This is a genomic window from Streptomyces sp. NPDC050422 (assembly GCF_044458665.1).
In the GTDB taxonomy this organism is placed as follows: Bacteria; Actinomycetota; Actinomycetes; order Streptomycetales; family Streptomycetaceae; genus Streptomyces.
In genome coordinates, this window is sequence record NZ_JBITIE010000038.1 from 1 (window position 1) to 24,699 (window position 24,699).

Here is a 24,699-nt window from a genome sequence, read left to right on the forward strand (position 1 = left end):
GCACGCTGTTGAGTTCTCAAGGAACGGACGCTTCCTTTGTACTCACCCGCAGAACATTTTCTGGGGCTTTCCTCCGGGCGCTTCCCTTCGGTCTTGCGTTTCCGACTCTATCAGACTCTTTCGTGTCCGATTCCCGGTCGAAGCGGGCCTCGCATTTTCGCTTTCCAGGAATTCGCTTTCGCGCTTTCCCTTTCCGGCGAGCCAGACTCTATCAGGCCTTTCCGCTGCCCCTGACCGGCCCCCGCAAGCATGCGGGTGCCCGATATCGGGTTAGGGTTTGGGCTTGATAGTCGCCGCCGACCCCCGACTCAAAGTCGCGTTGGGGCCAGGCAGGAGTACGACAGTACAGGCTGCCGGGAGTCGAGGCAAATCGTTGCCGGTACACCCCTAGGTCCTCGAACCGTCAGGACTCGGGCGGAACCGGGACTTCTCATGACTTACGCTGCTGAGCAGTAAGCCGTCCTCCTACAAGCCGCGGCGGCGCCATTGAAGCTCCACTCTGGGAGGCTCCCCATGACCACTGTGACGTCCCCTATTGCCGGACGTGCCATCGGGCTCGCTGCGGTACCCGACCCGGTCTTCTCCGGAGCGATGGTAGGTCCCGGGACCGCCATCGACCCCTCGCGCGAGCCGTCCGAGGCGGTCTCGCCCGTGGACGGAATCGTCGTCTCCCTTCACCCGCACGCCTTCGTGGTCGTGGACAGCGAGGGTCACGGGGTGCTGACCCACCTCGGCATCGACACGGTCCAGCTCAACGGCGAGGGCTTCGAGCTGCTCGTGAACAAGGGCGACACCGTCACACGCGGCCAAGGCGTCGTCCGGTGGAACCCGGTTGCGGTCGAGGCGGCCGGCAAGTCGCCGATCTGTCCCATCGTGGCGCTCGAAGCAACTGCCGATTCGCTGTCCGCCGTCATCGAGGACGGCGACGTCAAGGTCGGCGACGCATTGTTCGGCTGGCAGTAACGCATTCGGCGCAGTGACAGCCGACTGGATATCCATCGCGGGGGCATCGTCCACCGCACAACCGGAGACGGGTGCAATGCAGACAACGCTGCGAGGCGTAGGCGTGAGCCACGGTGTGGCGATCGGCGAGGTACGGCACATGGGCACAGCAGTGCTCGAACCGCCGGCCAAGCAGATTCCGGCCGAGGAGGCCGAGCGCGAGCAGGGGCGGGCCCGGCAGGCCGTGGAGGCCGTGGCGGCCGACCTCGTCGCGCGCGGCAACCTGGCCGGGGGCGAGGCCCAGCACGTGCTGGAGGCCCAGGCCATGATGGCCCAGGACCCCGAACTCATGGCGGATGTCGACCGGCGCATCGCTGTCGGCAGCACCGCCGAGCGTGGTGTGTACGACGCATTCGCCTCATACCGCGCGCTGCTCGCCGGCGCCGGTGAGTACCTGGCCGGCCGCGTCGCCGACCTCGACGACGTGCGCAACCGGATCGTGGCCCGCCTGCTCGGCGTGCCGATGCCGGGTGTGCCGGACAGCGACGAGCCGTACGTGCTCATCGCGCGCGACCTGGCTCCGGCCGACACGGCGCTGCTCGACCCCACTCTGGTGCTCGGCTTCGTCACCGAGGAGGGCGGGCCGACGAGCCACAGCGCCATTCTGGCGCGGGCGCTCGGTGTGCCCGCCGTCGTGGCGCTCCCCGGCGCCGGCGAGTTGGCCGAAGGCACGGTGATCGCCGTGGACGGCAGCACCGGCGAGATCTTCGTCGAGCCGAGTGCTGAGAGGCGGGCAGAGATGGAGAGCTCCGCCGCCGCACGCAAGGCGGCGCTGTCGGCGTCGACCGGTCCCGGCGCGACCTCCGACGGGCACAAGGTGCCGCTGCTCGCCAATGTCGGCGGGCCCGGCGATGTGCCGGCGGCGCTGGAGGCGGGCGCCGAGGGTGTCGGCCTCTTCCGGACCGAGTTCCTCTTCCTGGACGACAGCAAGCAGGCGCCGTCCGAGGAGAAGCAGATCACCGCGTACCGCGCGGTGCTGGAGGCCTTCCCCGAAGGCCGTGTCGTGGTGCGGGTGCTGGATGCGGGGGCGGACAAGCCCCTGGACTTCCTGACTCCGGCCGACGAGCCCAACCCCGCGCTCGGCGTGCGCGGTCTGCGCAGTCTGCTGGATCACCCCGACGTGCTGCAGACCCAGCTGACCGCTCTGGCGAAGGCGGCCGAGGGTCTTCCTGTCTACCTCGAGGTCATGGCTCCCATGGTCGCGGACCGTGCGGATGCCAAGGCCTTCGCCGATGCGTGCCGTGCCGCCGGGCTGCAGGCGAAGTTCGGCGCGATGGTCGAGATTCCCTCGGCCGCGCTGCGGGCCCGTTCGGTGCTGCAGGAGGTGGAGTTCCTGTCGCTGGGCACCAACGACCTGGCGCAGTACACCTTCGCCGCGGACCGTCAGGTGGGTGCGGTGTCCCGGCTTCAGGACCCGTGGCAGCCCGCGCTGCTGGATCTGGTCGCGATGTCCGCCGATGCCGCCAAGGCCGAGGGCAAGAGCTGTGGTGTCTGTGGTGAGGCCGCCTCCGATCCGCTGCTCGCCTGTGTTCTGACCGGTCTCGGTGTGACGTCGCTGTCGATGGGTGCCGCGTCCATTCCCTATGTACGCAGCACGCTGGCGAAGTACACGCTGGCCCAGTGCGAGCGTGCAGCGTCGGCCGCGCGTGCGGCGGACTCGGCCGAAGAGGCCCGCGTTGCCGCGCAGGCGGTTCTGTCGGGCGAGTAGGACGTCCCGCAGGACCCCAGGGTCCTGCGATGAGTGAGAAGGGGCTTCCCGTCAGTGATGGCGGGGAGCCCCTTCCGTCTGTCAGCTGTGCGCCTCCGGCGCTTCGGCGCCGATGTCGAATCCTGCGCAGTACTCCACTCCGGACTCGGGTGAGACGGGTTCACCCGTGTCTGCGTCGGTGCAGTAGGCGCTGAACACCTCCCCCGCGGTGAGCGGCACGAGGCTGCCGCCGGTCAGGCGCCAGCCGTGGACCCGGTCCGCGGTGCCGGGGGCGCTCGTCCGCAGGACGACTCCCCCACGACGTTCGAGGGCGATGCCTACGGCCAGCACGGTCACGAATTCGGCGCCTTCCGCCGAGTCGAGGTGTGCGGGGCCTGTGGTGTCGCGCTCGGTGTGCAGGGCTGCGAGCAGCTGCTCGTTCTCCGTGGGCGTGCTGCAGACCAGGTGGTGGGTGCCGGGGCCGGCCGCCTCCAGGGTGCGCAGCAGAAGGTGGGATGCGCGGTCGAAGGCGGCGCGGCCGATGTCCTGCCCGCAGTCCGCGCAGTCCCCGAGCCCGGACAGGAGCATCGTGGCGTACTCCCAGGTGGCCTGCCGGACCGCTCGGGCGACCAGGAGCGGGATCAGGGTGTCGATGGGCTGTCCGGTGTAGGCGACGGTGGCACCGCAGGCCGCGATCTCCGCGGTGTACCGGCTGCGTCCGGCCGGGGTGTCGGGTGCGATTCCCGATTCGGCGCAGAACTCCGCGTACTCCTCGGGGTCGAAGAGGGCGACCGTCGTGTGCATGCCCTGGGCGGCGAGAGCCCGGAGCAGGCCCTCCACCTGCTGCAGATAGACGGAGTGGTCGTCGAAGGTGAAGGTGCGGTAGCGCCGCATCGCCGCGAAGTCCTGTTCATCGGTCAGGAGGCCGATGGTGCTCGGTGCTTCGCGGCGCAGCGTGCGTCGCATGGTGGTGCCGGTCCGGCCGCGGACGGTGGCCCGCTTGTTCCTGGTCTGCGCCATGATTCCCCCAGTGCGCTGTCGAACATTGCTCACTCAGAGTAATCATGGCCACTGACAGTGGCCTCTGTCAGCGGCGTCTGCGGGCCAGCTCCTCGTAGAAGTGGAGGAGTTCCAGGTTGTCGATCGAGCCCGGGTTGACCGCTTTGGCCAGGGCGGTTCCCTGGAGCAGGCGCTTGACCGGAACCTCGATGCGCTTGCCGGTGAGGGTGTGCGGGATCCCGGGGACCTCGATGACCTCGTCCGGGACGTGGCGCGGCGAGAGGTTCTCGCGGATGGTGCGCTTGATGCTGTCGCGGAGGTTGTCGTCGAGTGCGGCGCCTTCGGCGAGGTGGACGAACAGCGGCATCCAGTAGCCGCCGTCGGGTTCCTCCAGGCCGATGACGAGGGACTCGCGGATTTCGGGGAGGCGCTCGACGGCTTCGTAGATGTCCGCGGAGCCCATGCGGACGCCCTGCCGGTTGAGGGTGGAGTCGGAGCGGCCGTGGATGACGACGGATCCGCGATCGGTGATCGTGATCCAGTCCCCGTGCCGCCAGGTGCCCGGGTACGTCTCGAAGTAGCTCTCGCGGTAGCGGGTGCCGTCGGGGTCGTTCCAGAAGCGGATCGGCATGGAGGGCATGGGCTGGGTGACGACGAGTTCGCCGACCTCGCCGGTCAGGGGTTCGCCCGCGGGGTCCCAGGACTGGAGGTCCGTGCCGAGGCACGCGGCCTGGAGTTCGCCGATGTGGACCGGGAGGGTGGCGACCGCGCCGGCGAAACAGCTGCAGACGTCGGTGCCGCCGCTGACGGAGGCGATCCACAGGTCGTCGGCCACTTCGTCGTGGAGCCAGCGGAATCCGTCGGGCGGTAGCGGGGAGCCGGTGGTGGCGACGCACTGGATGCGGGAGAGGTCGAAGTCGCGCCCCGGGTGGATGCCGGCCTTGCGACAGGCCATCACGTAGGCGGCGGAGGTGCCGAAGAGGGTGGCGCCCGTCTGTTCGGCGACGCGCCACTGGGCGCTGACGTCCGGGTAGCCGGGGCTTCCGTCGTACAGCACGAGGGTGGTGCCGGTGAGGAGGCCGGAGACGAGGAAGTTCCACATCATCCAGCCGGTGGAGGTGTACCAGAAGAAGCGGTCCTCGGGGCCGAGGTCGCAGTGCAGGCCGATCTGCTTGAAGTGTTCGAGCAGGATGCCGCCCTGGGACTGGACGATGGCCTTGGGGAGGCCGGTGGTTCCGGAGGAGTAGAGCACCCACAGCGGGTGGTCGAAGGGGACCTGCTCGAAGACCGGCTCCACGTCCGCTTCGGTGAGGGCGGACCAGTCGAGGGCGCCTTCGGGGGCGTCGGTGCCCAGCAGCGGGATGTGGACGACGGCGCGCAGCGTGGGCAGTTCGCGGCGCAGCTCGGCGACGGTGTCCGCGCGGTGGTGTTCCTTGCCGCCGTAGCGGTAGCCGTCGACGGTGAACAGGACGACGGGTTCGACCTGCTGGAAGCGGTCGAGGACGCTGCGGGCGCCGAAGTCGGGGGCGCAGGAGGTCCAGACACCGCCGACGGCGGCGGTGGCGAGGAAGGCGACGACCGCCTGCGGGATGTTGGGGAGGTAGCCGCTGACGCGGTCGCCCGGGGTGACGCCGAGGGCGCGGAGTTCGGCGGCGAGCGAGCCGACCTGGCGGCGCAGGGCGGACCAGGAGACGGGGACCTGGGTATGGGTCTCGTCGACGTGGAGCAGGGCGGGGGCGTCCGCTCGCAGCGGGTTCTCGGCGGTGCGCAGCGCGTGCTCGGCGTAGTTGAGGGTGGCGCCGGGGAACCACTCGGCGCCCGGCATGGCGCGCTCACCGATCACGGTCTCGTACGGGTGCGAGAACCGCACGTCGAACCATTCGGCGACGGCCTTCCAGAAGGTGTCGAGCTCGTCGACCGACCAGCGGTGCAGGCTCGCGTAGCCGCCCTCGGCCGGTGCTCCGTGGTGCTCGGCCGCCCAGCTCTGGAAGCGGGTGACTCCCGCGGCCGCGATGCGGTCCGGGCCGGGCTGCCACAGGGGGGCTTCGTCGGCTGCTGAGGTCATGGGGCGGCTCCCTGGCTGTACGGGTACGCGGTGTGTGCGTGTGTCGCGCGCACGGGCTGGGGTGTGCGCGTGAGGCGGCTCCACGGACGATGCCATGTGATCGTCTTTCGCACCAGGGTTGGCCAGCCATGGTCGCGTGTCCCGATATATGGTCCGGCCACGCTCCGCCCCGGCCGGCCACGGGTGAACGGAAGTTGAACAGAACCCGTTACCGGATCACCGGGTGGCAGGGTGAGCTGCATGGACGGTCGTGACCTGGTGCGCTCGGTGAAGCTGGTCGGTTCGAAGCAGGGGCTGCGTACGGTGCGCTCGGCGTGGCGGCGGGCGCGGGCGGATGCGCGGGCGTTGCCTGCGCGCGGCCCTGAGCGGGCGCGGGTGCCCGGCGCGGTGGTGGGTGCGGAACCGGAGCCGGGCGGCGGTGTGGTGAGGTTCGCCCGTTCGGAGCTGCGTGTCCGTGTCGCCGTGGGAGGGGCGGTCTTCTGGGGGTGGGACGGCGCTGAGCCGCTGCCGTCGTACGCGTTGCCGGGGGCGGCGCCCGACGCCGATCCGCGGGCCGTGCTGGAGCCGGACAAGGACGGTGGCTGGCAGGTGGTGTCGGAGCGGCTGACGGTGGTGGTGTCGCGGCACGGTGCGGTGGAGCTGCGGACGCCGGGCGGGGTGGTGCTGAGGCGGGAGCTGCCGCCTCGGTGGTGGGAGCCGGTGGGGGGTGGTCCGGCGCGGTGGGTGCAGCGTTGCGAGGTCCCGGCGGACGCGCGGTTCTTCGGGCTGGGCGGGCGGGCCGCCGGCCCCCGGCTCAGGGACGGGGTGTACGGGCTGTGGAACACCGATCCCGGCGGCCGGTTCGGGCCCGGGGACGATCCGCTGTATCTGACGATGCCGGTGCAGATGGTGGTCTCGGACGCGGGGACGCATCTGGCGTTCCACGACAACTCGTGGGCGGGGCGGGTGGCATTGCGCGAGGGCGAGGAGGGGGCGGGCTCCGGCCATGACCGGCCGGGGACGTCCGAGGTGCGGATGGAAGGGGGCCCCCTGCGCTGCTGGGTGGTCGTGGGTACGCCGGCCCGGGTCCTGCAGGGCTGGTCGGCCCTGACGGGCGCGCCGGCGGTGCCTCCGTCGTGGGCGCTGGGTCCGCACCATGCGCGGTGGGGGTTCGGGAGCGAGCGGGAGGTGCGGCGGATCGCGGCGGGGTACCGGGAGCGGGGGCTGCCGTTGTCGGTGCTCCATCTGGACATCGACCACTTCGACGCGCACCGGGTGTTCACGGTGGACCGGGAGCGGTTCCCCGATCTGCCGGGGCTGGCGAAGGAGTTGCGTGAGGACGGGGTACGGCTGGTGTCGATCGTGGACCCGGCGGTGGCCGCGGCTCCGGGGAACGCGGTGTTCGACACCGGTGCGGCGGTCGGGACTTCGGGCGCGTTCGTCCGGGACGCCCGGGGGCGGGCGGTGCGCGGGGAGGTGTGGCCGGGTGAGTGCGTGTATCCGGACTTCACCGATCCGCAGGTGCGTGTCTGGTGGGGCGGGCTGTACGAGGAGCGGCTGGCGCAGGGGTTCTCCGGTGTCTGGCACGACATGAACGAGCCGGTGTCGTTCGCGGCGTTCGGTGAGCCGACGCTGCCCCGTTCGTCCCGGCATTCACTGGAGGGGCGCGGCGGCGATCACCGGGAGGCCCATAACGTGTACGGCCTCGCGATGGCGCGCGCCGGATACGAGGGGCTGCTCCGGCTACGGCCGCAGGAGCGGCCGTTCCTGTTCTCGCGGTCCGGCTGGGCGGGGATGCAGCGGTACGGAGGGACCTGGTCCGGTGATGTGACGACCGGCTGGCCGGGCCTGCGGGCCTCGCTGGCGCTGGTGCTGGGTCTCGGCCTGTGCGGGGTGCCGTATTCGGGGCCGGACGTGGGCGGGTTCGACGGTTCCCCGTCGCCGGAACTGTATCTGCGGTGGTTCCAGCTGGGGGCGTATCTTCCGCTGTTCCGTACGCATGCGGCGATCGACGCGGGGCGCCGGGAGCCGTGGGAGTTCGGGCCGCGGGTGCTCGACGGTGCGCGGGAGGTGCTGGTGGAGCGGGAGCGGCTGCGCCCGTACTGGGTGACGCTTGCGCAGTTGGCCCGGCTGACCGGGGCCCCGTACGTACGTCCGCTGTGGTGGGCGGCGCCCGGCGACCGGGCGTTGCGGGAGTGCGAGGACGCGTTCCTGCTGGGTGACGCGCTGCTGGTGGCGCCGGTGCTGGAGCCGGGGGTCGAGGAGCGGTCGGTGCGGCTGCCGGCGGGGCGCTGGTACGACACGGCGAGCGGCGCGGTGTACGAGGGGCCCGGTCGGGTGGTGGTCGACGCGCCGCTGTCGCGGGTGCCGGTGCTGGCGCGGGCCGGTTCGGTGATTCCGGTGCGGGGCGCGGAGGGCGGGATCGAACTGGAGGTGTGGGCTCCGGTGGAGGGTTCCGGCGGCGGTTCGGTGGTCCGTGACGTGGGTGACGGCTGGGAGCCGGTGGTGGTCGAGCGGTACACGACGCGGGTCTCGGGCGGGCGGGTCGTGGTGGAGCGGGACGGTGAGGAGGGGCTGGTGGACTGTCCGGTCCGGGTGCGTGGGCTCTGAGCGCGGTCAGCGGTAGCGGCCGGCGAACCAGGCGCGGACCGCCTCGGTGTGGAGGGGGAAGGCGAGCGCTTCGGGGGTGCGCAGTACTCCGTACCCGGAGGTCTCGTCGGTCGGCACGGCCGGCGGGAGCGCCGCGGCCGGCCGTGCGGGGAGCAGCCCGAACAGGAGCAGGTGGCCGTCGGGGTCGCTGAGGGCGTCGGCGAGGCGGACGTCGGCTCGGTCCGCGTCGATGCCGGTCTCCTCGCGGAGTTCGCGTACGACCGCGTGTTTCCAGTCCTCGTCGTGATCGATGAAGCCGCCGGGGAGGGCGGTGCCGCCGAGGCAGGGTTCGATGGTGCGGGTGATGACGACGAGTCCGGTGCCGTCGTCGCCGGTGACCGGAAGCAGGGCTACGGCGACCGGCAGTGGGTTGCGGTAGGCGGTGGTGCCGCAGGCGGTGCAGGCGCGGGGCCAGGTGTCGGGCGAGGGCAGCTCGGTGTACGGCGTTCCGCAACTGGCGCAGTGGGAGTCCTTCACGTCCTTCTCCGTTCCTCGTCGTCCTCCTCGTCATGGGCCCACAGGTTGGGCGGACACGCGCGGACTGTATCCGATCGCCCCTACGGGAGGGCCCGACTAGTGGACGATGTGCTCATGACAGGTATTGGTTCCGTTTTCCGTGTCCTGGCAGCGACTGCCGCCACTCTGCTCGCCTTCACCGCGGCCGCTCCGGTGGCGCAGGCGAAGCCCGAGCCGAAGGCTCCCGGGGAGTTCGTCGCGCTGCGTGCGGTCGATCCCACGATCATCCAGGAGATGCGCTACCCCACCGGACACGACTTCATGGGTGTACCGGTGGACGGATACAACCAGTCGCTGTGCATCCTGACCCGGCCCGCGGCCGAGGCCCTGCACCGGGCCCAGGTCCGGCTGCTGGCGCAGGGGTACTCACTGAAGGTGTACGACTGCTACCGGCCCCAGCGGGCCGTCGACCACTTCGTGCGGTGGGCCAAGGATCTCGACGACGAGACCATGAAAAGCGAGTTCTATCCGCAGGTCGACAAGACCCGCCTGTTCGCGGACGGTTACATCGCCGAGAAGTCGGGGCACAGCCGGGGCAGCACGGTGGACCTGACCCTGGTGCGGCTGCCGGCCCTGCCGACCAGGCCGTACCGTCCGGGCGAGAAGCTGGTTCCGTGCTACGCCCCGCAGGCCGACCGCTTCCCGGACAACTCGGTCGACATGGGAACCGGCTTCGACTGCTTCGACACGCTCTCGCACACCGACGACCCGAGGATCCAGGGCGTGCAGCGCGCCAACCGTCAGTTCCTCAAGGAGACACTCACCGACGCCGGATTCGTGAATCTGGCCGAGGAGTGGTGGCACTACACGTTCAAGCCCGAGCTGTTCCCCGACACCTACTTCGACTTCCCGGTGGCTCGCCGGTCGGTCGCCGGTCACTGAGGCGGCGCGCCCGGGAGGAGGGTGAGCGGGCGGCTGGGACCACCCCCGTGGGTTCCGGCCGCCCGTTCTTCTTCTCGGACGCGGATCGGCCGTATCCGGTTGCCGATCCAGCCATTACGGTGCCCGTATGCCACAGCAGACGTTCGACTCGTACGAAGAGTTCTGGCCCTATTACGTCGCGATGCACTCCCGGGCCGCGACCCGCTGGGTCCATCTGACCGGCACCCTGACCGGGCTCGCGATCACGGCATACGGACTGGCGCGCGGCCGGAAGCGGTACGTGGCGGCGCTGCCGCTGATCGGTTACGGGACCGCCTGGCCCGCACATTTCCTGATCGAGGGGAACAACCCGGCCACCTTCGGCCATCCTGCCTGGTCGCTGCGCGGTGACGCTCAGATGATCGGGATGATGCTGACCGGCCGCGACCGGGAGCTCGCAGAGACCGCTGCCAAGTGGCTCGCCGACAACAGCTGACCGTGGCACACTTCTGACGTTCCGTCAGATCCAGTGCCGGGAGGGGCTTTGCCGCGCAAGCGCATACCTGTGGTGGCCGGGTGGTTCACCGAGGACGGTACGGAGGAGGACTTCCGGCTGCTGGGCAGCCGCTGCCCGCTCTGCTCGTCGGTCTTCTTCCCGCCCCAGAGGGGCCTCTGCCGCAATCCGGGCTGTACGGGCGGCGAGCTCGCCGAGGTGCCGCTGTCCCGGCGCGGCACGGTCTGGTCGTACACCGACGGCCGCTACCGGCCACCCGCCCCCTACCTCTCGGATCCGGAGGTGCCCTGGGAGCCGTACACGCTGGTGGCCGTGGAGCTGGCGGCCGAGCGGATGGTCGTGCTCGGCCAGGCGGCGCCCGGAGTCCGCGTCGGGGACCTCGCGGTCGGGATGACGGTCGAGGCCGTGCCGGGAATGCTGGGCCCGGGCCCCGGTGACGACGACGTGGTGCGGACGACCTGGCACTGGCGGCCGGTCGCCGCCGGCACCGGGGACGGTGCGGCATGAGCGGGGACGTGGCCGTCCTCGGGGAGGGGATGCATCCCTGGGGCAAATGGGGCCGCAGTTTCGTGGAGTACGGGACGGTGGCGGCCCGCAACGCACTCGGGGACGCGGGCATCGAGTGGCGGGACGTGCAGTCGGTGGTCGGCGCGGACACCGTGCGCGGCGGCTATCCGGGGTACGTGGCCGGGGCGACGTTCGCCCAGGCGCTGGGCTGGCAGGGCGCCCGGGTGACCAGCGTGTACGCGGCCTGCGCGTCGGGCGCCCAGGCGGTGAACACGGCCAGGGCGCAGATCCTGGCCGGCATGGCGGACGTGGTGCTCGTGGTGGGCGCGGACGCGGCACCCAAGGGGTTCTTCGCACCGGCGGGCGGCGAACGGCCGGATGATCCGGACTGGTTGCGGTTCCGGGTGCTCGGTGCGACCAACCCCGCGTACTTCGCGCTGTACGCCCGCCGCCGGATGGCCCTGTACGGGGACACTCCGGAGGACTTCGCGCTGGTCAAGGTGAAGAACGCGGCGGCCGGCGCACTGAACCCGAACGCCCGCTACCGCACCCCGGTGAGCGCCGAGCAGGTCGCCGCCTCCGCGGTGGTCGCCGATCCGCTGCGGCTGCTGGACATCTGCGCCACCTCGGACGGCGCGGCGGCCCTGGTGCTGTCCAGCATGGAGTTCGCGCGGCGCCACGGGGCGGCGGACCCGGTCCGCATCCGTGCCGTGTCGACCGTGACGCCCACGTATCCGAAGGCGGTGCTCGACCTGCCGGACATAGCGACGGATTCGGCGGTCGCCGTCGAACCCTCCCCCATGAGTTTCCGTGCCTCGATCGCCAGGGCCGCGTACGAGGAGGCGGGCATCGGCCCCGGGGACCTGTCCCTGGCGGAGGTGTACGACCTGTCCACGGCGCTGGAGCTCGAGTGGTACGAGGACATCGGGCTGTGCGCTCCCGGCGAGGGCGCTGCGCTCGTACGCGCCGGAGCCACGGCGCTCGGCGGGCGCATTCCGGTGAACCCGAGCGGCGGGCTCGCGTCCTTCGGGGAGGCGGTTCCGGCCCAGGCCATCGCGCAGGTCTGCGAGCTGACCCGGCAGTTGCGCGGCACGGCGGGGGAACGCCAGATTCCGGGAGCACGGGCCGGAATCACGGCGAACCAGGGGCTGTTCGGCCACGGCTCGGCTGTCGTGGCGGTGCGCTGAAACGGCTGCCCCGCCACGCCCACGGGCCGCCAACAGCGTTTGTTGTCATGCTCCTTGACGACCCATCAAGCGCGGTGAACACTCCATTCCCAGCCGATGCCGTCCTCCCACACCGCGGCGGCCGGCCGGCCCACGCTCGTCACGGTCGCCGAGGAGACGGACTCGTCCTGCTCCCGGCCTCCGTAGCCATGGAAGCGCCCGGCGAAACCCGCCGGACAACCACTGGGAGCGCCATGAGCAATGGAGACATCTTCACCGGGGAACTCCTCGGCACGGCCGTCCTCGTCCTCTTCGGCGCAGGCGTCTGCGCCGCCGTCACGCTCCACCACTCGAAGGCCAGGGCCGCGGGCTGGGTCGTCATCGCCTTCGGGTGGGGCTTCGGGGTACTGGCCGGGGCCTACACGGCCGCCCCGCTGTCGGGCGGACACCTCAATCCGGCGGTGACCGTCGGCATCGCCGTCGACACCGGTGAGTGGGACAAGGTCCCGCTCTACATCCTGGGTCAGCTGACCGGCGCCGTCATCGGCGCGGTGCTGGCCTGGCTGACGTACTACGCGCAGTTCCGCGCCAACGCCGACCAGGACACGTCAGGACCCACGCTCGGCATCTTCGCGACCGCTCCGGAGATCCGGAATCCGGTGGCCAACCTCGTCACCGAGATCATCGCCACGACCGCTCTGGTGCTGCCGATCCTGGCCTTCGGGAAGAACGCGGGAATCGGGATCGGCCCGGTCGCGGAGGCCGGCGCCGGTATCTACGGCTCCGGGATCTCCGTACTCCTGGTGTCCCTCCTCGTGGTGGGCATCGGACTCTCACTCGGCGGGCCGACCGGCTACGCCATCAATCCGGCCCGTGACCTCGGCCCCCGGCTGGTGCATTCGCTGCTTCCGATACCGAACAAGGGGACGTCCGACTGGGGTTACGCCTGGATACCGGTCGTGGGCCCGATCGTGGGCGGGCTGCTGGGCGGCGTCGTGTTCAACGCCGCGTTCTGAGGTCTCGGCCGGAAGCACCCGACGGACAAGGGGACATCATGACCAACAGGTTTGTCGCCGCCATCGACCAGGGCACCACCTCCAGCCGCTGCATCGTCTTCGACCAGGACGGTGCGGTCGTCGCCGTCGACCAGCGCGAGCACCGGCAGATCTTCCCCCGCCCCGGCTGGGTGGAGCACGACGCCTCGGAGATCTGGACCACAGTGCAGGCCGTCGTCGCCGGCGCCCTGGACCGCGCCGGGCTGCGGGCGGACCAGCTCACCGCGCTCGGCATCACCAACCAGCGCGAGACGACCGTGCTCTGGGACCGGGCCACCGGGGTCCCCGTCCACCACGCCATCGTCTGGCAGGACACCCGTACCGCCGCTCTCTGTCATGAGCTCGGCTCCACCGACGGGCAGGACCGGTTCCGGGCCACCACCGGCCTTCCGCTGGCCAGCTACTTCTCCGGCCCCAAGGCGGCCTGGCTGCTGGACCACGTTCCCGGGCTGCGCGAACGGGCCGGGCGCGGCGAGATCGCGTTCGGCACGATGGACTCCTGGCTGATCTGGAATCTCACCGGCGGGACCGAGGGCGGCGTCCACGTCACGGACGTGACCAACGCGTCGCGCACGATGCTGATGGACCTGGAGACGCTCCAGTGGGACCGCTCCGTCCTGGCCGCGATGAACATCCCGGAGGCGGTGCTTCCGGAGATCAGGTCGTCGTCCGAGGTGTACGGAACGGCCGTGGGCGCACTCGCGGGGGTGCCGGTGGCCTCCGCCCTGGGCGACCAGCAGGCCGCGGTGTTCGGGCAGGCCTGCTACGACCCGGGCACGGCCAAGAACACGTACGGCACCGGCAGCTTCCTGCTGCTCAACACCGGCAACCGCCCCGTGCCGTCCAAGAACGGGCTGATCACCACTCTCGGCTACCGGATCGGCGACGAGCCGCCCGTCTACTGTCTGGAGGGATCGATCGCGATCACCGGGGCACTCGTGCAGTGGTTCCGCGACCAGCTCGGGATCATCGAGAACGCCGCGGAGATCGAGACCCTGGCAGCGAGCGTGGAGGACAACGGCGGGGCGTACATCGTGCCCGCCTTCTCCGGGCTGTTCGCCCCCTACTGGCGTTCCGACGCCCGAGGGGTGATCACCGGGCTGACCGGCTACGTCACCAAGGCGCATCTGGCACGCGCCGTTCTGGAGGCGACCAGCTGGCAGACGCGCGAAGTCGTCGACGCGATGTACCAGGACTCCGGGGTGCCGATCACGACGCTCAAGGTGGACGGCGGCATGACGGCCAACCAACTGCTGATGCAGCACCAGGCCGATGTGCTGGGCGTTCCGGTGATCCGGCCGCGGATCTCGGAGACCACCTGCCTGGGCGCGGCGTACGCGGCGGGGCTGGCGACCGGGGTGTGGTCGGGGCTCGACGAGCTCAAGACGCACTGGCAGCGCGATGTGGAGTGGACGCCCCGGATGGAACCGGAGGACCGCGAGCGCGAGTACGGCAACTGGCGCAAGGCGGTGGAACGGAGCCTCGGCTGGCAGGAGTAGCGGGAGGCCCTCGCTGCCCCTGCGGCCCATCGACGCGCGGCCCGTACCCCTGTCGGCGGGGGTACGGGGCCGCGTTCCGCCGGCTACGTCGTGGCGGGCTCGCGGAGCCGGTCCACCCGGGCCACCGCGTGTTCGACCACGGCCACCAGGACGTCCCGTACGGACGAACGGTCGCGTGCGTCGCACATGAGTACCGGCACCTGCGGATCCAGGTCCAGCGCCGCCTGCACCGTCCCGGTGGGGAACCGGTCCGCACCCTCGAAACAGTTGACGGCCACGGCGAACGGGATCTCGCGGCGCTCGAAGTAGTCGACCGCCGCGAAGCAGTCCTCCAGCCGACGGGTGTCCGCGAGGACGACCGCCCCCAGCGCGCCCTGGGCGAGTTCGTCCCAGAGGAACCAGAAACGGTCCTGTCCGGGGGTTCCGAACAGATACAGCACCAGGTCCTCGCGCAGGGTGATCCGCCCGAAGTCCATTGCCACGGTCGTCGTGGTCTTCGCCTCGACGCCGTCCAGGTCGTCCACCGGACGTCCCGCCTCGCTCAGTCTCTCCTCCGTACGCAGCGGTCTGATCTCACTGACCGCACCCACCAGGGTCGTCTTGCCCACTCCGAAGCCGCCCGCCACCAGGATTTTGAGGGTAACGGGCTCAACGGGCCGCTTGTTGCGGCTAGAGCGCCCGAAGGCCATTGATCACCTCGCGAAGAATGTTCACATCCGGCAGCTCGGCCGGCGGAACGGGACGGGTTACGTGCACCAGCTCGTCCTCGACGAGATCACCGACCAGGACCCGGACCACCCCGACGGGGAGGTCCAGACCGGCCGCGAGCTCGGCGATCGACTGGGGCATGTCACTGCAGAGTTCGACGATCTCCACGTGTTCCGGGGAGAGCATCTGGTCCCTGCCGGGGTCGTCGGCCGCAGGTTCGGGCATGACGATCGCGATCAGGTCGAGGCGGTGCCGGGACGCGCTGCTGGTGCGTCCCCTGGTCATCGCGTACGGGCGGACCACCGGCCCCGCGTCGGCGTCGTACCAGCGCGAGGACTGCGGGTCACCGGGGGGCTGCGGGGTGCGGGAGGTGTCGGCGCTCATCCCGTCCACTCACCCTCCGGAGGACAGACCGGTCGTCCTGGGAGCGTTGGCCAGGTGGGCTCCCACGCGCTTGACCATCAGCGTCATCTCGTACGCCACCTGCCCGACGTCCGAGTCGGAGTCGGCCAGTACGGCGAGACAGCTGCCGTCACCGGCCGCCGTGACGAACAGGAACGCCTCGTCGAGTTCGACAATGGTCTGGCGGACCCGGCCCGCGTCGAAATGGCGGCCGACGCCCTTGGCGAGGCTGTGGAATCCCGAGGCGACGGCCGCCAGGTGTTCGCCGTCCTCCCTGGTCAGGTCCTTGGACGCGCCGGTGGGGAGGCCGTCGCTGGAGAGGACCAGCGCCTTGCGGATGCTGGCGACGCGCTCGACGAGTTCGTCGAGGAGCCAGTTGAGTTCACCCGACCCCTGACGTGCGGAGTTGAGTGCTGAGGCGTTCGGTGCGGTCATGGACCGTCCCCTCCCGGAGTGGTTCCTTGTGCTGTATCGCCGGGACCGGTCACGTCCTCGGCGTTCTGCAGACGTCCGCGCTGCCAGCCGCGCTGGAGCGAGGCCATGCGGTTACGTACCTCGTCGGCGTCCCGCTCGATGTCCTCGGCGCTCTCCACCGGGTCCGGGCCGGGCGCGCCCGAGCCCTCGCGGAGCTGTGGGGCGAGGCTGGCCTGGCGGATCCGGCGGGGCAGTCCGCCCACGGTGTCGGGAGCGGCCGACGGGGACGGGACGGCGGGTGTGGAAGACCGGGGCGCCGGCACCGACGGCGTGGCCTCGGCGGGCCCTGTGGGGGTCCGCAAGCCGGTGGGCTGCCGGGGTTCGGTGGGGCGGCGTCGGTCCTCGTGCGGAACGGGGCCGGTCGCCGGGGGCCGGGCCGAGGTGCGCGCGGGCTCCCGGCCGGCGGACGTGGGGTGGGCGCGGCCGCTCTCGTCGACGCGGCGGCCGCGGTCGGTGACCAGGGTCGGCGGTTTGCGGCGGGGCAGCGGGCGCGTGCCGTCCGGGCGCAGGGCCCGTACGCCGTCCGGCTCCGCCGTCCGGTCCGCGGCCTGCTGGTGCTGCTCGCGGTCGCCGTCGCGCCGGAGCTCGCGGGAGCGGAAGATGCCGCCGCGTTCGCTTTCGGTGTCGTCCAGGTCGGCGACTGGATCGAGTAGCGGGTCAGGACCCCGGCCTGCGACGGCTTCGAGGAGCGGGTCGCGGTCGAAGCCCACGGACGAGACCGGCCCTTCGAGCTCGACCGGGCCATCCAGCAGGGCCGGGTCCACCAGCCCGCTGGGGACGGGCGAGAGGCTGCCCGGCCGGTCCTGCGGGCGGGCGGTGGCGAGTCCGCGGTCCGGCGCGTCCTGCCCCCGGTCCTTCCCCGGGTCGCCGCCCGGCCTGCTGCTGGCGATCGCCTTCTCGGACCTGCGGTCGAGACGGAATCCGGTGCCGTGCGAGTCCGGGGCGTCGGTGAGCAGCGCCGCCGGGATGAAGACGACGGCGGTGGTGCCCCCGTACGGAGAGGTCTGGAGGGACACCCGGACGTTCTGCCGCTGGGCCAGCCGGCTGACGACGAAGAGGCCGAGCCGGTCGGTGTCGGACAGTTCGAACTCGGGGGTCTCGGCCAGCCGGAGGTTGGCGTCCAGGAGTACTTCGGGGGGCATTCCGAGGCCGCGGTCGTGGATCTCCAGGGTGAAGCCGTTGGCGACCTGCTCGCCGTGCACCTGGACGGCGGTGTGCGGGGGCGAGAACACCGTGGCGTTCTCCAGCAGTTCGGCGATGAGATGGGTGAGGTCGGCGACGGCGGGGCCGCCCACGCCGATCCTCGGGAGCCTGCGGACCTCGATCCGCTCGTAGTCCTCCACCTCGGCGACCGCGGCGCGCACCACGTCCATGAGCTGGATGGGCTTGCGCCACTGCCGGGAGGGCGCGGCGCCGGAGAGGATCACCAGGCCCTCGGCGTGGCGCCTCATCCGGGTGGTGAGGTGGTCGAGGCGGAACAGGTCGGCGAGTTCGTCCGTGTTCTCGGTGCGGCGCTCCATCGCGTCCAGGAGCGTCAGCTGGCGGTGCAGCAGCACCTGGTTGCGGCGGGCGAGGTTGACGAAGACCTCGGAGACGCCGCGTCGCATGTCCGCCTGTTTGACAGCCGCCTCGACCGCGGCTCGCTGCAACGTGTTGAGCGCCTGCCCGACCTGGCCGATCTCGTCGCGTTCGTAACTGAGGTGCGGGGACTCGGTCTCGACATCGACGTGTTCTCCCGCGGCGAGGCGGCGCATCACGCTCGGCAGCCGCACTCCGGAGACCTCGTGGGCGTCCTTGCGCAGCCGGGAGAGGTCGCGGACGAGCTCGCGGCCGATGCGTACGGACACGAAGACGGAGACGAGCAGGGCCAGGAATCCGAGTACGCCGGCGACACCCGCCTTGATCAGGACGTTGTAGCCGGCGGGCCTGCCCCGGTCCTGGAAGCGGTTGTTCATCTCGGTCGAGTCGTTGGCCAGCCGGTCCAGGACCGGCGGGGCCACCTCCTGCCAGCGGGCGGTGTCCACGGCACGGGAGTCGCGGGTGGGCCCCTGGGCGATGAGCCGGTCCTCGGCGGTGCGCAGCGGTTCACTGTCGGGGCCCGACCAGTACTGCTCCACGCGCCGGCGCTCGGACGCGGGGAGCACCTGGAGGTTGATCTCGTACAGCAGCCCCCGGTTGGCCACGAGGTCGGAGATCTGCCGGAGTTCGGGGGCCGTGAACCGCCCGGCCAGGAGGCCGGAGGCGACCAGGGCGTCTTCCCTGGAGAGCATCTCGCGGGCGCGCGAGACGCCGGTCAGCGCCCGGACCTGCTTGTCCATGGACACGTTCTCCATCGTGTGGAGGCCGGTCAGGAAGCGGTAGCAGGGGTCGATGAGGCGGTTGTAGTAGTCCATCGCCTTGGTCCGGCCGATGGTGCGCCGGTCGACGGAGTCGCGGAGGGCGTCGAGTTCGTCGACGGCTCCGAGGATCGAGTTGAGCTGGGTCTCGGCGTCGGGACGCAGTGCGTCGCGGATGTCCTTCTGCTGCGCACTCGACGTCACGCGCTTCACGACCCGGTCGGTGACCGCGCGCTGCGTGCGCAGGATCGGAAGGGCGTCGGAGGCCCTCGGGTCGGCGAGGAAGACGAGGGTCTGGCGCCGCTCGTTCTGAACGGCCCTGACAGTGTCCTCCAGGGGGTGGCCGACCTTCTCCACGACGGTGCTCGCGCTCAGCAGCTGGCCGGCCTCGCGTCCGGTCAGATAGGTGGCGAAGCCCCAGAGTGCGGTGAGGGAGACGAGCGGCACCAGAAGCAACGCCACGATCTTCCTGCGGATGGACTTCCCGCGAAAGCGCATGGCCTCCCCCAGCTCGGCCCCGCGGCGCGGGGATGGTGTTCCGTCAACAAACGGCGCGAGCCTACTACCGACACACAGACAACTCGAAGGCGTGTCCGGACGATTTTCGGCCGCCTTACTGGGAGTTGACCATGAGTTGTCCCGGTATTACGGGAGATGAAACTCGCGAATGCGACAGAAGGCGCCTATCAGAGCGGCATATTCCTCCCCTTGCCGGTTGGCTGGAACTCTTCGTTCCGTGCCGATCCAGGGGAATCTTCACCGTCCGGCACTCGTCTGTACGTACGGGGGCAGGAGAGCTGGAGGAGGGCACTGGGCAGGACGGGACGGCCCGTCCGCGTAGAAAGGGTGCATGCGGGGCAGCAACCCTGAAGTCGGACAGCGGTGGGGAGTTGAAAGTCGTTGGACACGCAGGAGCGTCACGGTGCGGTGGAGTTGCCACCCGCCCGGACGGCGAAGGAGGCGGGCACCGCGGCCCCGGTGACTGGGCGGCCGGAGATCCCGCGTCAGCCGCTCTGGGTCGACGAGCCGGCCACGCGCCGGCGGATGCCGGATCCCGTGCGCACGGCGGCCGTGCGGGCCGTACTCATCATGTCGCTGACACTCATCCAGGCCATGGTCGCCTTCCTGGCCTCGCTGACCAGTTCCTGGCTGGCCTTCCCGATGGTGCTCAGCAGTGTGGGCAGCACGGTGGTCACGACGTGGTCGGTGCTCGACGTGTGGGTGACCCGGCAGGTGTGGAATCAGCGCAACGGCGTGGTGTCGGTGCCCAGCAGTTCGGCCCGGCGGCTGCGCCGCGAGCGGCGCAGGGCCAGACGGGCGGAGCGGACCGCCGAGCGGGACGCGGCGCGGATACGGCGACGGGACGCGGGCCGCCGCCTCTCCCGGGCCTGACCCGCGCCCCGCCCCTTCTGCGTGCTCCAGGTCGTTATGGGGCTGTGTCGAGTCCCGGCATGGCGCGAGGTCCGTCCCCGGTCCGGGCCGCGGGCACGTCCGGCATCGGTGCGGACCGCTTGAACATGCGGGTGGCGGTGATCTCTCCGTGCACCGTCTCGCTGCCCGGGTCCTGCTGGGGCAGTCCGGGACGCAGATGCTCCTCGACGCTGATGTACTTCAACCCGGCCCTCAGGTCGGCGTCATTGCGCAACCTGATCACCAGCGGGAATTCGGCGAGCGCCGTCGTGTCGAACAGGCCGGTGGTGTACAGCAGCTGGACGCCCAGTGCGTCCGCGACCGCACGCTGGAGCTCCAGCAGATAGGTGGCGTTGGCGCGGCCGATGGGGTTGTCGAGGAACAGCGTCCCCGCGTGGCGGTGCTGGTGCCGGTCTCGGCCCCGGTCGTTGCTGCGCAGGGCGGCCATCGTGCAGTACAGGGCGATGGCGGCGGTGAGCAGCTGGCCGCCGGAGAAGACGTCGCCCATCTGCCCGACCGGCACCCGCTGGGCACGCAGCACCGCGTCCGGCTTGAGGATCTCGACGGCGATGCCACGGGGCTCCAGCGCCGCCTGCACGCCGCGCAGCAGCAGGGACATCCCGTCGCGGCGCAGGTCGGAGTTCTTCTTCAGGGCTGCCTTGGTCGCCTCGTCGATGACTTCGCCGAGCCGTTCGGTGAGAGTGGCCTGGTCGGGTTCCTCGAAGCGGATCCGGAGGAACTCCTGGCCGGACCACTCCCCCAGGCCCTCGGGAAGCCGGGAGAGCCGCTGCGCGGAGCGGAGCGTGGTGAGCGCGGAGTCCACCAGACCTCGCAGCCGGTCGACGATGGAGTCGCGGTTGCGCTCCAGCTGGGCCAGTTCGTCGGTGAGGACCCGCAGCCGGGGTGCGAACGCCGTCGCCCACTTCTGCGCGTGCTCGGGCAGCGCCGCGGCCGGGAGTTCGCGGATCTGCTGGCGGGCCGGGGTGCGAACCTGTTCGTAGCGGGTGGAGTTGGCGTGCCGGACGAGGACGTCGCTCGCCTCGCGTACGGCCGCTTCCGCGGTGGACAGGTCGGCGGCGCAGCCGCGCAGCGAACGGCGGGCCTCGGCTGCGGACTGCCGGGCCTCCTCCAGACTGCCGGGGTACGGCTCGGGGGCCTCGGGGTCGTCCTCGGCTCCGTGGTCCCGCAGGAGGTCGCGCAGCAGGGCCGCGGTCTCGTCGAAGCCGCCTGCCGAGTCCTCGGCGGTGCGGTGGGCGTGGAGGAGCTCGGCGTGGGCGGCGTGGGCGGTGTCCAGTGCGGCGGTCGCGGCGGCGAGCTCGCCCGTCGCGGTACGCAGCAGCGCCTGGGCCTGTTCGGCGTCGGCGGGAACCTGGTCGTCGGGGAGTTCGGTGTGCAGGCTCTCGCCGTCGGCGGGGGCCAGCCGCTCGGCCTCGCCGCGCAGCCGTCCCAGTTGCTCGCTGGCGGCCGAGGCACGCGTCTCCAGGAGCTGGACCAGGGACTCGGCGCGGGCGGCGGCGGCCTGCCGGGAGGGCCCGTCGGCGCCGTCCGTGCCTTCCAGGAGCTGGGCGGCCCGGGTACGGACCTTGTTGCTGAGCCGGTCGAGTTCGGCCAGGGCGGCGCTCTCGTCGCTCTCCGCACGCGCCTGCTCGGCACGCAGGTCGGCACCGACGCCGACCTTCTCGTACAGCTGCGACGCCGCACGGTAGGCCTCGCGCAGGGCGGGAAGGGCGCGCCTCGGTGCTCCCTCCTCCGGCTCCGGAAGGTGTTCGGGGGCTCCGGCGATCTCGGCCCGTTCGGCGCGCAGGGCGCGGGCGGTGCGGCGTGCGTCGTCGGCCGCTCGCTGGGTGGCCCTGCGGTCCTCGTCGGCGGCCCGGGCCCGTTCGAGGAAGACGGTGGCGCGGGCCTCGGACTCGGCCGCCTCGTCGACCAGTTCGCGCAGCTTCGCCTGCCAGCCCGCCCGCTCGCGGAGCCGGAAGGCGAGTCCGGCGAGTGCGTCGGCGGCGCGGCGGGCGCGCTGGGCGGCCTCCTGACGTTCGTCGCGGACGCGGGCGGTGTCCGCGGCCGCCTCGTCGGCCTCGACCCGTACGGTACGGGCCTCGGCGAGATGGGCCTCGGCCGTCTCGGCGGCCGTCCGGGCGGTACGGGCGGTATCGGCAAGCTCGGTGAGCATGCCGGGCGGGCAGTCCGCACGCCAGGAGCCGATACGGGCGGCGAGCGAGCGGTCGCCGGTGAGGCGGGTCGCGAGCGTGCGGATGTCCTCGTCGCGGGCCGCGGTCCGGCTCCTGAGCGCCTGCCGTTCCTCGTCGGCGGCGTGCTCGTCGTGCATCGCCGGGTTCGGCGGAACGAGGAACACCCCGTCGGTGCTCGCTGCGGATCCGGCGGCGGGGTCCGGTACGGGGGCGAGCAGCGCGGCCGCGGTGCCCACGGCCACGGCGGAGCGCGGCAGCAGGGCGGCGGCGCCGAGCACGTCGCGGGCCCGGGCGTGGGCGTCCGGGTCCGTGATGACGACGCCGTCGACGAGTTCCGGACGGGCCGCGAGCACGGCCGCGTGGTCGGCGGGGTCGACGGCCTGGGCGAGGTAGCGCCAGCCGGGCAGGGCCGGGATGCCGTGTTCGCCGAGGTATTCGACGGTGGCGAGCACATCGGGCCCCGGCGGCAGCAGCCCGCCGTCGCCCAGCGCACCCAGGATGCGGGAGTCGTCGGCGGCCGCGGTGCGCAGTTCGAAGAGGCGTCGCTCGGCTGCGGCCACCCCTTGGTCGAGGAGGTCCCGCAGCTCCTCGGCATTGCGGTCGAACTCGTCGGCGGTGAGGGGCTGCTCGACGGGCCCGGGCTGTGCGGCCGTGGCGGTGCGGGGCCCGTGAGCAGCGGCCGGTTCGGTACCGTCCGCGGCGGAGCCGGGCTCGGCGCCCTCTTCGTACTGCTGCTGGTCCTGTGCACCCGGGGCGCCCTGTCGGGGCCGGGGAACGCCTCCGGCGGTGGGCAGGCCCAGGAGGTCGGCGAGGCGGTGCTCGGCAGCGATGGACTCGGCGGCCCTGAGCTCGGCCTCGTAGGCCTGCTCCGCGGCGCGTGCACCGTCGGCGGCCCGGGCGGCGGCGAGTTCGGCCCGGCTCTCGTCGGCCGCGGCCTGCCGGGACCGGTCCGCCGCGGCCCCCGCGGCATCGCGGGCGGTGTCCCAGGCAGCCACCGCGACGTGCTCGGCATCGTTCGCGGCAAGCGCGGCGCGGGCGGGGTCCGCGCCCGGGGCGGTGTCGTCGAGCCAGCCCGCGCGGACGGCCTCGGCGGTCTCCTGTTCCACCTCGGCGAGGCGCTGGCGCAGGTGGCCTGCCTCGCTTCGGGCGCGCTGGGCCTCGGTGGCGGCGTTGGTGGCGTCCCGGTGGGCGGCCTCGCCCGCGCTCTGGAGGGTGTCGGAGCGTTCCTCCTCCCCGTTGGCCACGTTCTCGCCGGCTTCGGCGGCGGTGTGCAGGGCCCGTACGAGATCGGCCGCGGCGGTGGCGCGTGCGGCGAGGGCCGGGGCGGCGTCGCGCTCGGCCTCGCGGATGGCGACGGCGACTCGGGCGGAGCGGTCGGCTGCGGCCCGGTGGCGGAGCACCGCCTCGGCGGCCTGCCAGGCGGAGTGCAGGGTGCGGGCGTCGCCGAGTTCACGGCGCTGGGCGGCGGCGCTCTTCTCGGCTGCCGTCAGGGCCAGGGAGGCGTGCCGGTAGGCGAGTTCGGCAGCGATCAGGGCACGGCGGCCGCGGGTCTCCTCGGCGCCGGTGACGGTGTGGGCCGCGCCGGTGACCTGCTGGGCGAGCTCCCCGGTGCGGCCGCGTTCCTGGCCGGCCCGGGCGGAGAGCCGGCGGGCCAGGGTGCGGGTGCGGCGCTCGGCTCCGGCGTGGACGTCCCGGGTCCTGGAGCGTGCTTCGGCGGCTTCCACGATGCGGCCGAGGAGGTCGACGGAGCCCGCGGTGAAGTCGCGCTCGGCGGTGAGTTCGGCTCGGCGGCCCAGCTTGTTGCCGAAGCCGCTGACGAGGTCGGCGAGTCCGTCGGTGTCACGGGTGTCGGTGACGGCGCGCAGCAGCAGGTCGGTGAAGTCGGAGTCCTTCTTCACCGCGAAGAGACCGGCCGCCTCGCCCTCGTCGGCGTTCATCTCGCGCTGGTAGCGGAAGAGTTCGGGGTCCAGGCCCAACTCGCCGAGGTGCTCGTTCCAGCGGTCGTGGATCTCCTCCCAGTGCACGTCGAGGTGCTGGTAGAACTTGCCCGCCTCGGTGAGCGCGTCGCGGAAGCCCTTCATGGTGCGCCGCCTGCCGCGGGCGCCGGAGACGCCTTCGGCGGTACGGCCGACCGAGGTGGCCTCGGCGACGGGCAGCGAGTCGAGGCTGAGGCCGGGGCCGGGCCGGAAGGAGTACCAGGCCTCGGCGAACTTCCTGGGGTCGTTGGAGACCTGGCGTCCGCGCCACTCGCTGACCTTGCCGACGACCACGCACTCACCGGTCTGCGTGTGCTGCCACTCCAGCGCGACGTGACCGCAGTCCTCCGCGAGCAGGAACTTGCGCAGGACGCCGGAGCTGGCGCCGCCGAGGGTGTTGCGGTGGCCGGGGAGCATCACCGAGAAGATCAGCTTGAGCAGGACGGACTTGCCGCCGCCGTTCTCCAGGAAGAGCACCCCGGCGGGGGCGGGCCGGCGCGGTGGGCCGACCGGTTCCTCCTCGAAGAACTCCGCCTGTGCCGGTGCGGGGTGGGGCACGGGCTCGCCGACGCCGCGCAGGTCGAGCACGGTGTCGGCGTAGCGCGCGCCGGCAGGCCCGATGGAGTAGAGGCGGACCCGGGACAGCTCGTACATGGCGGCGGACTCTCGTCGTTCAGGCAGCGGGAGGGAGACGTCGGTGGCGGG

The 24,699-nt window shown here is 71.9% G+C and carries 18 protein-coding genes; 10 read left to right on the forward strand and 8 right to left on the reverse strand.

Annotated features, from left to right (window positions below; translation table 11 throughout):
- Positions 1–513: 513 nt before the first annotated feature.
- Together ACIBJG_RS37040 and ptsP are read left to right on the forward strand one after the other, a co-directional pair.
- Positions 514–963 carry a PTS glucose transporter subunit IIA gene (locus ACIBJG_RS37040; RefSeq protein WP_399314518.1) on the forward strand — a complete coding sequence of 150 codons (450 nt, stop codon included), beginning with the start codon at positions 514–516 and terminating at the stop codon, positions 961–963.
- Between the two features lie 76 nt (positions 964–1,039).
- Positions 1,040–2,710: a phosphoenolpyruvate--protein phosphotransferase gene (gene ptsP, locus ACIBJG_RS37045; RefSeq protein ID WP_399314520.1), complete on the forward strand. Its 1,671-nt coding sequence runs from the start codon at positions 1,040–1,042 to the stop codon at positions 2,708–2,710.
- 81 nt (positions 2,711–2,791) lie between these two features.
- Here the strand turns inward: ptsP and ACIBJG_RS37050 are convergent, their stop codons facing one another.
- On the reverse strand, positions 2,792–3,709 hold the full coding sequence (locus ACIBJG_RS37050; protein ID WP_399314522.1) for a hypothetical protein: 918 nt from the start codon (positions 3,707–3,709) through the stop codon (positions 2,792–2,794).
- Between the two features lie 67 nt (positions 3,710–3,776).
- Positions 3,777–5,753 (reverse strand): acetoacetate--CoA ligase, encoded by a 1,977-nt coding sequence (locus tag ACIBJG_RS37055; RefSeq protein WP_399314524.1) that lies wholly within the window; start codon positions 5,751–5,753, stop codon positions 3,777–3,779.
- Positions 5,754–5,993: 240 nt separating this feature from the next.
- On the opposite strand from ACIBJG_RS37055, the gene ACIBJG_RS37060 reads away from it, so the two are divergent.
- Positions 5,994–8,342, forward strand: coding sequence for a glycoside hydrolase family 31 protein (locus ACIBJG_RS37060; RefSeq protein WP_399314526.1), 2,349 nt, complete (start codon positions 5,994–5,996; stop codon positions 8,340–8,342).
- 6 nt (positions 8,343–8,348) lie between these two features.
- Here the strand turns inward: ACIBJG_RS37060 and ACIBJG_RS37065 are convergent, their stop codons facing one another.
- Entirely contained in the window at positions 8,349–8,858 is a 510-nt protein-coding gene (locus ACIBJG_RS37065; protein ID WP_399314528.1) for an NUDIX domain-containing protein, read from the reverse strand.
- A gap of 114 nt (positions 8,859–8,972) precedes the next feature.
- Between ACIBJG_RS37065 and ACIBJG_RS37070 the strand changes: the two genes are divergently transcribed.
- The 6 genes from ACIBJG_RS37070 to glpK all read left to right on the forward strand — a co-directional run bounded on the left by ACIBJG_RS37070 (position 8,973) and on the right by glpK (position 14,499).
- Positions 8,973–9,779 (forward strand): M15 family metallopeptidase, encoded by an 807-nt coding sequence (locus ACIBJG_RS37070; RefSeq protein WP_399314530.1) that lies wholly within the window; start codon positions 8,973–8,975, stop codon positions 9,777–9,779.
- A gap of 127 nt (positions 9,780–9,906) precedes the next feature.
- Positions 9,907–10,254, forward strand: a complete 348-nt coding sequence (locus ACIBJG_RS37075; protein ID WP_399314531.1) for an Mpo1-like protein — start codon at positions 9,907–9,909, stop codon at positions 10,252–10,254.
- 48 nt (positions 10,255–10,302) lie between these two features.
- Positions 10,303–10,779 carry a Zn-ribbon domain-containing OB-fold protein gene (locus ACIBJG_RS37080; RefSeq protein WP_399314533.1) on the forward strand — a complete coding sequence of 159 codons (477 nt, stop codon included), beginning with the start codon at positions 10,303–10,305 and terminating at the stop codon, positions 10,777–10,779.
- Entirely contained in the window at positions 10,776–11,966 is a 1,191-nt protein-coding gene (locus ACIBJG_RS37085) for a lipid-transfer protein (protein ID WP_399314535.1), read from the forward strand. Before ACIBJG_RS37080 ends, ACIBJG_RS37085 begins: the two co-directional genes overlap by 4 nt.
- Positions 11,967–12,199: 233 nt before the next feature.
- Complete coding sequence (locus ACIBJG_RS37090; RefSeq protein WP_399314537.1) at positions 12,200–12,961, forward strand: MIP/aquaporin family protein; 762 nt, start codon at positions 12,200–12,202, stop codon at positions 12,959–12,961.
- A 38-nt stretch (positions 12,962–12,999) separates the two neighbouring features.
- Positions 13,000–14,499, forward strand: coding sequence for a glycerol kinase GlpK (glpK, locus tag ACIBJG_RS37095; RefSeq protein WP_399314539.1), 1,500 nt, complete (start codon positions 13,000–13,002; stop codon positions 14,497–14,499).
- A gap of 83 nt (positions 14,500–14,582) precedes the next feature.
- Here glpK and ACIBJG_RS37100 read toward each other — a convergent pair whose 3' ends face one another.
- The 4 genes from ACIBJG_RS37100 to ACIBJG_RS37115 are packed head-to-tail and all read right to left on the reverse strand — an operon-like array spanning position 14,583 to position 18,917.
- A complete protein-coding gene (locus tag ACIBJG_RS37100) occupies positions 14,583–15,188 on the reverse strand; it encodes a GTP-binding protein (protein WP_399314541.1) in 606 nt (201 codons plus the stop codon).
- The gene (locus ACIBJG_RS37105; RefSeq protein WP_399314543.1) at positions 15,169–15,591 is read right to left on the reverse strand and encodes a DUF742 domain-containing protein; all 423 of its coding nucleotides are present in this window, start codon (positions 15,589–15,591) and stop codon (positions 15,169–15,171) included. Before ACIBJG_RS37105 ends, ACIBJG_RS37100 begins: the two co-directional genes overlap by 20 nt.
- A gap of 9 nt (positions 15,592–15,600) precedes the next feature.
- On the reverse strand, positions 15,601–16,044 hold the full coding sequence (locus ACIBJG_RS37110) for a roadblock/LC7 domain-containing protein (protein ID WP_399314545.1): 444 nt from the start codon (positions 16,042–16,044) through the stop codon (positions 15,601–15,603).
- Positions 16,041–18,917: a nitrate- and nitrite sensing domain-containing protein gene (locus tag ACIBJG_RS37115; protein WP_399314548.1), complete on the reverse strand. Its 2,877-nt coding sequence runs from the start codon at positions 18,915–18,917 to the stop codon at positions 16,041–16,043. Before ACIBJG_RS37115 ends, ACIBJG_RS37110 begins: the two co-directional genes overlap by 4 nt.
- Positions 18,918–19,319: 402 nt before the next feature.
- On the opposite strand from ACIBJG_RS37115, the gene ACIBJG_RS37120 reads away from it, so the two are divergent.
- On the forward strand, positions 19,320–19,811 hold the full coding sequence (locus ACIBJG_RS37120) for a hypothetical protein (protein ID WP_399314549.1): 492 nt from the start codon (positions 19,320–19,322) through the stop codon (positions 19,809–19,811).
- Positions 19,812–19,845: 34 nt separating this feature from the next.
- Here ACIBJG_RS37120 and ACIBJG_RS37125 read toward each other — a convergent pair whose 3' ends face one another.
- Positions 19,846–24,648 carry a hypothetical protein gene (locus ACIBJG_RS37125; protein WP_399314551.1) on the reverse strand — a complete coding sequence of 1,601 codons (4,803 nt, stop codon included), beginning with the start codon at positions 24,646–24,648 and terminating at the stop codon, positions 19,846–19,848.
- Positions 24,649–24,699: the final 51 nt, after the last annotated feature.